The 10,838-nt window shown below is 55.2% G+C and carries 11 protein-coding genes; 6 read left to right on the forward strand and 5 right to left on the reverse strand.

Features of this window, described 5'->3' with window-relative positions:
* Positions 1-90: 90 nt before the first annotated feature.
* A complete protein-coding gene (locus CLV74_RS22080; protein WP_106269062.1) occupies positions 91-699 on the forward strand; it encodes a hypothetical protein in 609 nt (202 codons plus the stop codon).
* Positions 700-1,062: 363 nt separating this feature from the next.
* Positions 1,063-1,734 carry a hypothetical protein gene (locus CLV74_RS22085; protein WP_106269065.1) on the forward strand — a complete coding sequence of 224 codons (672 nt, stop codon included), beginning with the start codon at positions 1,063-1,065 and terminating at the stop codon, positions 1,732-1,734.
* Between the two features lie 701 nt (positions 1,735-2,435).
* Here CLV74_RS22085 and CLV74_RS22090 read toward each other — a convergent pair.
* On the reverse strand, positions 2,436-2,795 hold the full coding sequence (locus CLV74_RS22090) for an HIT family protein (protein WP_106269067.1): 360 nt from the start codon (positions 2,793-2,795) through the stop codon (positions 2,436-2,438).
* A gap of 89 nt (positions 2,796-2,884) precedes the next feature.
* Between CLV74_RS22090 and CLV74_RS22095 the strand changes: the two genes are divergently transcribed.
* Positions 2,885-3,316 (forward strand): MarR family winged helix-turn-helix transcriptional regulator, encoded by a 432-nt coding sequence (locus tag CLV74_RS22095; RefSeq protein WP_106269069.1) that lies wholly within the window; start codon positions 2,885-2,887, stop codon positions 3,314-3,316.
* Positions 3,317-3,473: 157 nt separating this feature from the next.
* Here CLV74_RS22095 and CLV74_RS22665 read toward each other — a convergent pair whose 3' ends face one another.
* Positions 3,474-3,854, reverse strand: a complete 381-nt coding sequence (locus CLV74_RS22665) for a hypothetical protein (RefSeq protein ID WP_146135009.1) — start codon at positions 3,852-3,854, stop codon at positions 3,474-3,476.
* Positions 3,855-4,075: 221 nt separating this feature from the next.
* The gene (locus CLV74_RS22100; RefSeq protein ID WP_106269071.1) at positions 4,076-5,392 is read right to left on the reverse strand and encodes a cytochrome P450; all 1,317 of its coding nucleotides are present in this window, start codon (positions 5,390-5,392) and stop codon (positions 4,076-4,078) included.
* Between the two features lie 257 nt (positions 5,393-5,649).
* Between CLV74_RS22100 and CLV74_RS22110 the strand changes: the two genes are divergently transcribed.
* On the forward strand, positions 5,650-6,492 hold the full coding sequence (locus tag CLV74_RS22110) for a helix-turn-helix domain-containing protein (protein WP_106269075.1): 843 nt from the start codon (positions 5,650-5,652) through the stop codon (positions 6,490-6,492).
* Positions 6,493-6,753: 261 nt separating this feature from the next.
* Complete coding sequence (locus tag CLV74_RS22115; protein WP_106269077.1) at positions 6,754-7,500, forward strand: alpha/beta fold hydrolase; 747 nt, start codon at positions 6,754-6,756, stop codon at positions 7,498-7,500.
* A 287-nt stretch (positions 7,501-7,787) separates the two neighbouring features.
* Here CLV74_RS22115 and CLV74_RS22120 read toward each other — a convergent pair whose 3' ends face one another.
* A complete protein-coding gene (locus CLV74_RS22120; protein ID WP_106269080.1) occupies positions 7,788-9,221 on the reverse strand; it encodes a DUF6880 family protein in 1,434 nt (477 codons plus the stop codon).
* Between the two features lie 85 nt (positions 9,222-9,306).
* Between CLV74_RS22120 and CLV74_RS22125 the strand changes: the two genes are divergently transcribed.
* A complete protein-coding gene (locus CLV74_RS22125) occupies positions 9,307-9,990 on the forward strand; it encodes an SGNH/GDSL hydrolase family protein (protein WP_106269082.1) in 684 nt (227 codons plus the stop codon).
* Here the strand turns inward: CLV74_RS22125 and CLV74_RS22130 are convergent.
* On the reverse strand, positions 9,970-10,838 hold an 869-nt coding region (locus CLV74_RS22130), incomplete at its 5' end, for an IS3 family transposase (protein ID WP_146135010.1). The genes CLV74_RS22125 and CLV74_RS22130 overlap by 21 nt on opposite strands.

Genomic DNA, 10,838 nt, shown 5'->3' on the forward strand with positions numbered 1-10,838 from the left:
TCTTTCATGTAAATCCAGTTCTGTGTGGGCCATGTCCGGTCTCCTTGCTTTTCAGCAAGATAGAGAGTGTGTCGCAACGCAGATTAGAATGTGCCGAAATACGCTGAGCTTCAGGGCGTGGTTGGTATCCATTTCGACGAATGCCAACACGTGTTTACTGCCGTGGATACCGCGACGAACCAGAAAATCCTCGACAGCTTCAAGTCGCTTCTCAAGGACCATAATTGGCCCTTGATGCTGATTTTTTCCGGGATCCCAAGCCTCGCGACCCAAATCAAGAAAGAGGAGCAACTCGACCGGCTGCTCCGGGTCGTAAGTTTCGACGGAATCGATCTGTCGCGATCATCTGACAAGGAGGAATTGACTCACCTCTTTTTCAGCTATGGTGACAAAGCCGGAATTGGCATCGAGGACCTTGCAACCGTGGATTTTCTGCAAAGATTGTCCTTCGCCGCTTGTTTCCGCTGGGGGTTGGTAATCGAAATCCTGATCGAGGCGTTCAGCCTTGCCGCGTTTGCATCTGACAAGACTTGCACGATTGATCATTTTTCAGAGGCTTTCTCGAAAATTTCCGGGCTCTCCAAGGGTTACTCACCATTCACCTTGAAGGACTATCAGAACAATTTTGATCAGGCAAAAATGCTGGCGATGATCGAGCAGACAAGGAAGAAGAAAGCCCCAAGGCAGAAGGAATCCTGAACAAGGCATTCAAAAGAACATCGCGACGAACAAGGGCCCCTATAGTGAGGGCCCTTTTTGTTTGTCGGTTTCGGGCAGGGTGTGCATGCTTATGGTCCGGATGTGCATGTAATTGACCCACCTGTCGACTTATGTTGCGAAAAAATTAATAAAATCAGTTGCATATGGGGTTGTCTGCGCTTGCAGAATCATCTGTGCGCGCATTCATATGGCCCATCCACACATGTCAGAAAAACCAAATGAATGCGCAAACGAAACCAAAAGCGTGCGCAAGGCCTGTCAAGTGAAATTTGTGTGGGTTTGGTGGTTGATTTGGGGTTAGCAGAGGACGGCTTGTTTTCGCCGGAAAACGGCGTCTGACGCGTGACTGGATCGTCGTCTTTCAAAACCGCCCATTGGAGCATCGGCGTTCCCGGCCCTAAGTTGCCGTTCACGCCGGAGCCGTTGCCGCGGCTAAGTTTCGTCGAAGCGGACATGCCTAAACAAGATTTTATGCTTCCTTGCAATGCTCGGGTCTGCACAAATATTCCAATGGACAAAGATCAGATTCTCAAGCGTGTACTGGCTATGTTTGATGTTCCGGTGTTGCAGAACAATCTCAGGGGGCTTTGGGTTGAGCTGATGGTCGCCGAGATCCTTGGCCCTGATTGGAAGCAAGTCGGAAATGATTGGGCGGCTTGGGATCTAGAACGGTCCGATGGGCTTAGGGTCGAAGTCAAGCAATCGGCATCTGCTCAGTCTTGGGGCAATTCGACAACCTCGCCTCGGTTCAGTATCGCGGCCGCCAAAGCCTACTATCCCGATGGCAAGACCTACACCCCAAATCATTCGGGCAGGAGGCTCGCCGATCTATACATCTTCGCATGGCACGAAGGAGGCGACCAACGCATAGTGTCGGAGTGGCGTTTCTTTGTCATCCCAGCCGAACAGCTTCCGAGGCAGCAAAAGTCTATCGGACTGAAAGCAATCAGGAACCTCGCGGCAGAGATAGGTGCAGCAGATCTTCGAGAGAAGGTCACTCAAATGGCAGCGTGAACGGCCCTTTCCGGACCTTCGCCAAGTCGGGCTGCGCTGCGGCGCAGCTTCACCGAACCGGCCATCCGTCGCATCATGCGGCGCGTTGGCAAGCGAAGGTAGTTGGTGTGGGCAAAGCCTGCATTCAAGGATCGGTTCAGGTATCGACGCGATTTGATCGCCGAAAAATCGACGGCACCCAGTAGGACTGACTCGGATTGTGGGGGCCATGAAAACCCCTCTTGCGTAACTCCCGTGCAATTTCTCGATTCAATAAGGCATGTCCCACCAAAGCAACTGACTTGCCGTCAGAGCAATGGTCGATCAAAATATCCGTTGCCAGCGCGGCGCGTGATTTGAAATCCGAATATCCTTCGCAATCCGTGCGACGCCCAAATCGCCACAAAAGTCGGGACACCACAAACCATGCAATGGTAGGTAGTACAACCGGTATCGCAGGAAGGGTTGGCAACTCTGCTTCACGGAAGAGGTCAGATTTGAAGTCGTGGCCACCGAATAGAACATGTGCTGATGCCACGCTTCTCGGAAGCGTAGAGACCACAATCCGACCTGGCGTCGCTTGGGGCGAACGTATGTTTGGCACAACAATCGCACCGTTGTCGTATGCTACGACCAACTGCCGAAACTTTTCCGGACTTGTCCACTTCCACCCATCGAAGCGCACCTTACCATGCCGGTAAAGTGCAATTACCTGCAGCAAGTCAGTCGTCATGACGAGCGGGAGGTGGATCAAGGTCTCCTCGACGGCGCGGGATGAGATGCAAATGCGTGTGAAAGATTTTCTGGCCGGCGACCGCGCCAATATTTGATCCGAAATTCACCCCCTCGATGCGGTTGTCGGTGCTCTTCAACGTCTCAATACAGGTCATAGCAAGATGGTGCATGGCTTCCCGTTCGTCAGGCGTCGTCTCGAAAATATTGTCGGAATGGCGCTTGGGAATGATGAGAGTGTGAAGCGGTTTAACGGGAAACTTGTCAGTGACCGCGATAGCCATTTCATTTTCGGCAATGATATCCAGGGCGTCGAGGTTGCAAAAAATACAGTCGCTTGCTTTGGTCATGCGTTTTCCTTTCACAGGACACTTAGACTGCCTCCACGCATTTAGTCAACTATATTGACTACTTTGGCGACATACGATTAAATGCCTGCATGACCCAAGCCAACCACCCCGACGTCAGCATCGGAAAGTTGCTCAGAACAACCTTCGCCAAGTACCATCGCCTGTTGGTTGACCAAGTTCATGAAGCAGGGTTTTCCGACCTGACACCTGCGCAAGCAGAAGTTATCGCTCTTATAGATGCAGACCCAATCAAGGCCATTGATTTGGCAGCCCGTGCGGAAGTGTCAAAACAGGCGATGTCTCTGCTGACAGCAGAGTTGGTTCGAAAAGACTATCTTGAACAATATGCGGACCCCCAAGACGGTAGAGCAAAACTGTTGAAATTGTCCGAAAGGGGACGGCATCTCAAGCAAGCCGGCCAGGATGCGAAGACGATCGCTGAGAGAAAGCTTCTCTCTAAACTTGACGACAGGGAAACGCAGGCTTTGATCGACTATTTGCTACGGGCATTAGCTGATTGACCTACCGACCGGCTATCAACAACGGCACATAGCCGACGGTCGAGAATGCATCCTCGCCGCGGTACAGCTTCCCCAAAGCGGCCGCTCATGGCGTGCTGAAGCGAAATCTTGGGGTAAAGGTACAAAGTGCGGACTTTGCTGCCAACAACTGATGCTGTTACGCGGGTTTGCTTTCTATCTGTCTGAAATGCAGTAGAACAAGGACACCTGCGGCACAAAGTAATGTCCATTGCGGTACGATGATCAATCCGCGAAGACCTGCGCTGTAAAGGCCCACTATGAAAAAGCAGGCAGCGAATGCAATCCAAAGTCGCGCTATCATTTTCGCAGATGCCGTTTCACTCGCAAAGCTCCAAACCGAGAAGGCCAAGAAAACACTGATAAAATGCCAGACGGCATGAAAAGTACTTTTTATAGCCATATCAAGATCGCCTTCCAAAAGAGGGAAAAGCGTATCAACACTACCAACAAAAATATGCATCGCTGCGGTCAACCCGGCCAGCCCGACACCGGCGATTTTCAGATATCGAATGCTCAACACAGAAGCTCCATGGTTTTTGAGTAGACTTTCATCAAGCTATGACGAGTACAATTGGTCAAAGTGGCAATATCGGGCCCGAAGCGGTCCTGCTGCGGCGCGGCGAGACCCGCGCCATGACGCAACAGGATGGCGGACGCTGGAGGCACATAGCTGCCTTTCACCGGCCGGAGGAGGTGCTGCAGTTGCAGCCCGCAAAACAGACATTCATGTGCCCTTTCTCAAACGCGTTTGATGCTCACGTCAAATGAAGCAGGTGATAGGAATGGCGTTTGCGTGATGCTGGGGAAACTCTGAGGGCAGGTTCCAAGCCGGTGATCGTGCAATAGACCTGCGACACTCGCAAGCAGCTGTTGGATCGCCATGCCTTGGGCGACGCAATTCCGGGGACCATGTCCAAACGGCGCGAAGTCGGGCACGCCCGCAAGCCGCTCGTCCTGAAACCGCGTTGGATCGAATGTCTCTGGATCCTCAAAGACTGACGCATTGCGATGCATGTTGTAGAAGGAATTGAAGACGAACGTACCTTTCGGCAGCCTGTGCCCCGCGATCTCGACCGGCCTCAAAAGCCTACGGGGTTGGTTGGCAGGAGCTGGCGGACGTAGGCGCAAAATTTCTTTAACGGCCGACATCAACAGCCGGCAATTCCGCAACGCACCCGCCGTTGCACTGCTCGCCCGTATTTCGTCGCCAAGCTGGTCCTGCAGGTCCGGATGAAACGCCAGATAGGCCAAGACCCATCCCAAAGCTGAGGCGACATTGTCCTGAGCCCCCATCAATAAACCCACAAGGATGGTCAGCATTTCGCCATCATTCGACGTGACAAAGCTGCCGTTCACGTAGTGGTTCATCAGCCCGTCGTTCGGTTCCGTGCTGACCCTTGACGCGTCAATCGCAGCTTTCACAATTGGGAAGGCCTCCTGCTTGCGACGGGTCAGTTCCCTGCGCCACGGGGCCAACATCCAGTCCGGACGCGCAAAGATTTGGGCGGATTCCGCGTTGAACCTATCAGAGGCCGCCAAGCTAAAGGCAATCTGTGTGTCCGCCTCCTCCACGGTGATGTCACGCCCCAGAATGCCACGGCTCGATGTCAGGGCCGCAAGACGTCGCGCAAAAAGGATCGCATCGTGTGGACCGGGCCCATGTGTTTCAACAAAGCGGCGGGTAACGGCGACCTGGCGCTGGCATGACGCCTCAATGATGGAACGTGAGAAGAGGCTGTTGGCTTCTTTGCGTTTCGTGCGCCAATCATCACCATGGGCTGTGGCAACACTCGGACCCGCTGCATACAAAAACGTCTGCACCTGCGACGGGGATTTGGACAGGGCATCGGTATTGCGCACGAATAGCTCTCGGTTCACGGTCGCGTCGCTGATGAATGCAAAATTCAACGCGCCGCCCCAAACCTTCCAATGCACAAGGTCGCCGTGCCGCGCTTGTATCTTCGCCAAGTCGCCGACATAATCCTTGGGCAGTTCTTTCAAAAACCGCCACAGCGGTTTGTAGAACGCACGACCGGTGACAACGTCAAAGGGCATTGCGAAGCCAGAGCAGAGGCTTTGCCCACCGCGTCATTTCACCAACAATACAAAGGGCTGCGGCTTTCATGTCCGAAAATTTGTGCCACGTTTCAATTTCATAAGCATCCGTCCAATCGGCGTCTGGCAATGCGATGCTTGGCATGGTCGGCTTGACGGCAGTTGGACGAGTTTGCATTGGTCCAGATCCTTATTTGTCCGGTCCTAAACTGGCACATCAACTGGAGTCGCTATAGAACGATCACGTCACTTCCAGTTTGAGTTTCCTCGTGCGCCCGATCAGTCAACTTATCTTGCCGCCTAGAAACCTGGCGAGCTGCATTGCCTGCTGTCTTTACCGCAATACGTTTGGCGTGGACCTGAGGGACGAAGAGCGGCTGAACTACTTTCCCGCGGCCCCCCTTTATGTGGCGTCAGTCATGCTGTCAGGTGAATTGCACGCTGCCGATACACTTGTCCCGTTACAAAGACTAAAGAGAACACCGAAGACACCAAGATATTTGTACTCAGCCCCCAAGGCCGAACCTCATATCAGCTGGAGCCCGGGTCCCATCGAAGGCTTTACCGTCGCGTTCTATCCCGACGCATGGAACACTCTTGGCGGAGGGGCTGACGGCACACCGCCCGAAAGTGTACGGCATGCTCTGGCTCAGTTTGAAGACACGGCCACGGATGCCGCATGGACCCTTTTCTGGGCGGCGATGCAACAGGCATGGGATACAGCACAACGTCAGGCAGGTATTGAGCCATGGCGCGGTTCAAGCCGTATCAAGGCATGGACGTATCATCTGTTGGGACGAGCTGCGCAATCCGGGACCGGCAAAAGCCTAAGGTCCGTGCAGCGACGTGTACGCCGGTGGACCGGGCAAGACATTCAAACCTTGAATTTCTTTTCACGCATTGAGGACTTGCACCATCTGGTTGCCCAAGACCCAAACACCCCACCTGCCGAACTTGCGGCCGAGGCAGGGTTTGCCGATCAATCGCATATGGGCCGCGACCTCAAACGCGCGACAGGTTTTTCGCCGGTCCAACTCAATCAACGGATCCTACAAGACGAAGCCTTCTGGTGCTATCGGCTGTTGGGTGAGCGATTTTAGTGGCTTTTTTAACGACTGAACGCGGGCAAGAGTGCATCATCGGCCCTTTGCGGCCCTCAATGCCGACATCAAGCGTCGTTTTGCAGCTTCACCGGAGCTGCCATTCGCTGCATGTGCTCTATTTCGATTTTGTTCCAAGTTTGGAGTGCCGAGAAATTTGGCGTCATTTGTTTGATAGGATGGCTTATTTCGCCTTGTAGCTGCATCTTTGAGGTGCAAGAGTTTGAAGCAATTCAACGTACATAGGTGGGTTCCGCGCGGATGGAGGCAGTATTCTTTTGCCACGGCATGCCCGGAAGCAAAGCCGACGCCACTTTGCTTCATAAGGCCAATCCCGACGTAGATATCGTTGCATTAGACCTTTTGGCTAATGCCCCAGAAGACGTTGATGTGGCGTTTTCCAACGCGTTGCATACCAAGGCGATTGCTGCGGACAATGGCGGGATAGTTTTGGCCGGGTTTTCGATTGGCGCAATGGCCGCGATCAAGATCGCAGCGAAACGTCCGGATATTGTCTCGCGGCTCATTCTCATTTCTCCCGCGGCACCCTTGTCGATGGGGGATTTTCTTCCGGATATGGCTGGTAAACCTGTATTCAAGCTGGCCATGTCGCATCCGAAATTGCTTCGCCTGTTGACTGTTTTCCAAGGCTTGATGACTCGGTGGTCGCCCGAACGGACAGCTGGCGCGCTCTTCAGGAATTGTGGCGCCCCAGAGAGGGCCCTTTTCGAAGATCCTGCTTTCCAAGCCAGCCTGAACCAAGCGCTTGTGGAGTGTTTCCTTCGGCGACCAGATGCATATCTCGCTTTCATCAATGCCTATGTCGCTGATTGGAGCGAGACAATCGACCTGGTTCAGTGTCCGGTAGAACTTTGGCATGGGACCAACGACACTTGGTCGCCGCAGGAAATGTCATATGCACTTGCCAAGCGGTTCGGTGAAAAAGCGACTTTGAGAATGGTTGAGCAGGCCGAGCACTACTCGACCATGAGCAAAGTCACCTTCTAGCTTTCAGGAAATCGCGGCAAGGACTTCTGACAACGTTCGTCATTTCAGGTTCGAAACGGTCACGAGGCCGATCACCCAATCTCAGTGGATGACCTTGGCAAAATCGGCCCTGACCTGCCGTTGATCAGGCTGCATGTCGCCGCAGTGGAGCCTCACCAGACCGGACTTTCGGGGCCTCCCGCAGCATTTTTTGACAGTCCGAAATCGACAATGCCGCATTTCAGTACTTAAGTACGGCGAACTCTCAGCAGACAAAGAGAGGACATGAAAGCGGTCTCGCGCCACGCTCAATCGCTATCCAGCTTCTCCCAAAACGCAGCCTTGCGCCCGTAATTCCGGCGCAGCCCTTCGACATATGCGTAGTGCGGCGGGTGGCCCGCGTAGTCTTCAATGCTCATGTCGGCGGTAGTGCAAGCCATCAGGTGGCGCGCCGCGTGGCCGTAGCGCCCCGAGCGTCCCCGACGCAGGGAAAAGTCGATCATTGCGCGCCAGAGCAGGACTGCGGCCAACGGGTGATGCGCCGACAGGTCATCGGCCAGTGGGGAGAGAAGTTCATACGCCTCCCCGTCGATTTCCTCGTAGCGTTCCAACACCAACTGCGCAGCCAGTGACAAGTCGGGGGCGCGCTGACAGTAGAGCAGCGCAGACTGGGTCGGGCGATAGGACAAGATATGGGCGCGCGCGCGGTCTTCTGCTTCGATATCTTCAAAGTCTGGCAAGAGTTTCAGGTGCCGCTGCAGAGCCGTGGGGCATAGGCGGGTTTCGAACCGCTCCCAAAGCGCTGCGATAAGGTCATCCTTGCGGCCCAAAGCCTCAAGACAAGCAAAATGTGCCTCATCCAGATCGGGGCGATCCTGCGTGCAGCCCTCGCGCCGTTCCAGTGGTGCTTCCACCAGCCCAAGCGCCTCTTCCGCCCTTCCAGCCTGAAGCAGGCGATCCGCCGCGGCGGGCGCAACGGTTTCAGCCGTCAGTTGCTGGGGCGTGTACTGCGCGAGCCAAGCGTCCACATCACCCTCTAGGTCCGCCAGATCCTGCAGCAGCAAGTGAATGCGACGTTGACGTGCGCCCTTGGCACGCGCTTCGGACCGTGACGCCCCGGTCAGCACCGCATAAAGCGCGATCTCGGCCTCGGGCGCAGGAGCTTCTGCCGCTTCTCGCGCGAGTGTTTTCAGATGTGCTATGCCGGCAGTTCCCAAAGCCTCTGACGTGGCACGCACCGCATGTTCGAACGCCCCAAAGACATCCCCGACAACCGCATCAAACACGTCTTCGGCCAAGTGTTCGGGCGCTTTGGTCAACTTCGGGGCCAGCCGCGACACAGCCTCCATCGCCTGATGCATCACATCGCTGATCGCGCTCCATGCGTCATCGGTGCGCTCCAGAATGCCGCGCGCTAGGTGCAACTGCTCCCACAGTAGATCGAATGCCAGATCAGGCGCGGACTCTCCGATGCGCGTTTCAATCAACTCGGTCAGTTCGGACAGTTCTTTGGCCAAAGTCCGCTGTTTCTTCCGCGAGATATAGCTGCGCGCCTTGCGGATCGTGGCAAAGCGTTTGCGCACATCGACCGCGACCGCATCAGCCCCTTGCCCTGCGGCTAGCACCAAACGCACGCGGCGCTGGCGGCTGGCATCGCCCTTGACCGTTTCCAGCAGCAGTTCAGCCAAGGTCTCGGTCCCCAGCGCCATCAGATTTGCCTTGTTCAGCGCTTTGCCTGCCATCCCTGCCCGATCCTTTGCCTTATTCTGCCTGCGTCTCACGTCTAAGTTAGTTTGCCCCAGACGCAACGCCATCTAGCTAAGAGATATGCGTAAACTCTTCCTCCCCCTGCTTTTGCTCTTGGCCGCCTGCGTCGCCGAGGTTCCTCGAAACGCGCGGATCATTGTTGCGGGCGACTCCGTGATGGCGTGGAACGGCGGGAGCCGGAACGTCGCCGCGCAATTGCAGCGCATCTTGGGCGAACCGGTAGGCGATGTGTCCCTGTCGCTGGCGCAGGTGGATGGCGGGATCGGGCCGTTGAACATCCCGCAACAGATCAACGCCCACGCACCCGAATGGGTCGTCCTGAATGGCGGGGCCAATGATCTGAGTCGAAATTGTGGGTGTTCCGACTGCGCGCCGGTGCTGGACCGGTTGGTGTCACCCGATGGCAGTTCTGGCGCCATCCCCGAACTGGTCACCAGCCTGCGGGCCAAGGGGAGCAAGGTTGTCTGGGTCGATTACTACACGGCCCCGCGCTACGCCGGCACCACCTGCGAGGCACCCTATCAGGCACTAGAGATGCGCCTGTCGCGCATGGCAGCAGGAGATGAGGGAGTAACTCTTGTGGACCTAGACCAGAGTTTCCGTTCTGACGATCTGTCGCTCTTTGCCAACGACCGCATTCATCCGTCGACCAAGGGATCGGCCCTGATTGCGCAATCCATTGTGAACCGCCCCGACTTTGCCGGAGGGTATTTTGTTCAACGACTAGGCGACCATATCGAGTGACTTCAGGTTTGCATAGAATGCTTCCTCTGCTTCAGCGGGTGGAATGTATCCGATGGGTCCCAGCAAGCGGCGGCTGTTATACCAATCGACCCATTTGAGCGTTTCCCATTCGACGTCACGGACCGATTTCCATGGTCCGATCTGATTGATCACCTCTGTTTTGAAGAGACCGATCACGCATTCGGCGAGTGCGTTATCGTAGGCATCACCAACGCTTCCGACAGACAAATCAATGTCTGCATCCGCCAATCGCTCCGTATACTTGATAGACAGATATTGCGAGCCGCGGTCCGAATGGTGAACCAAGCTTTTGTTATCTGGTGTTTTTCTTTGCCAGATCGCTTGCTCGAGTGCGTCGAGAACGAACTGGGTCTTCATAGAAGTGGATGCACGCCAGCCAACAATCCGCCGCGCAAAGACGTCGATGACAAAGGCCACGTACACAGTGCCTGACCACGTAGACACGTAGGTAAAGTCAGACACCCAAAGCTGGTTCGGACAGTCCGCGAAGAACTGGCGGTTTACCTTGTCATCCGGGCAAGCACAGGATCTGTCAGGATTGGTCGTGACGACTTTCTTCCCCCGGACCACACCCCTGACCCCCAACACTTTCATCAACCTCTCGACAGTACAGCGAGCGACGTCTTCACTGTCGCGCCGCAAAACATGCCAGATCTTCCGCGCGCCATAGAGCTTGCGGTTCTCCTCCCAAATTGCCTCGATCTTGAGGCACAAGGATGCGTCGGACTTTGTCCGAGCCGAGGCCCGGGACGGATCACGTAAAACAGCACGCCGCTCATAGTATGTGGACGGAGCAATCTGCAGCATTTTGCACATCGGCTCGACCC

Source organism: Donghicola tyrosinivorans (assembly GCF_003003355.1).
Taxonomy (GTDB): domain Bacteria; phylum Pseudomonadota; class Alphaproteobacteria; order Rhodobacterales; family Rhodobacteraceae; genus Donghicola; species Donghicola tyrosinivorans.

Coding starts and splice junctions, on each gene's coding strand:
- CLV74_RS22090 (WP_106269067.1), bottom strand. CDS start 2,795: ATGACCAAAGCAAGCGACTGTATTTTTTGCAACCTCGACGCCCTGGAT.
- CLV74_RS22095 (WP_106269069.1), top strand. CDS start 2,885: ATGACCCAAGCCAACCACCCCGACGTCAGCATCGGAAAGTTGCTCAGA.
- CLV74_RS22100 (WP_106269071.1), bottom strand. CDS start 5,392: ATGCCCTTTGACGTTGTCACCGGTCGTGCGTTCTACAAACCGCTGTGG.
- CLV74_RS22115 (WP_106269077.1), top strand. CDS start 6,754: ATGGAGGCAGTATTCTTTTGCCACGGCATGCCCGGAAGCAAAGCCGAC.
- CLV74_RS22120 (WP_106269080.1), bottom strand. CDS start 9,221: ATGGCAGGCAAAGCGCTGAACAAGGCAAATCTGATGGCGCTGGGGACC.
- CLV74_RS22125 (WP_106269082.1), top strand. CDS start 9,307: ATGCGTAAACTCTTCCTCCCCCTGCTTTTGCTCTTGGCCGCCTGCGTC.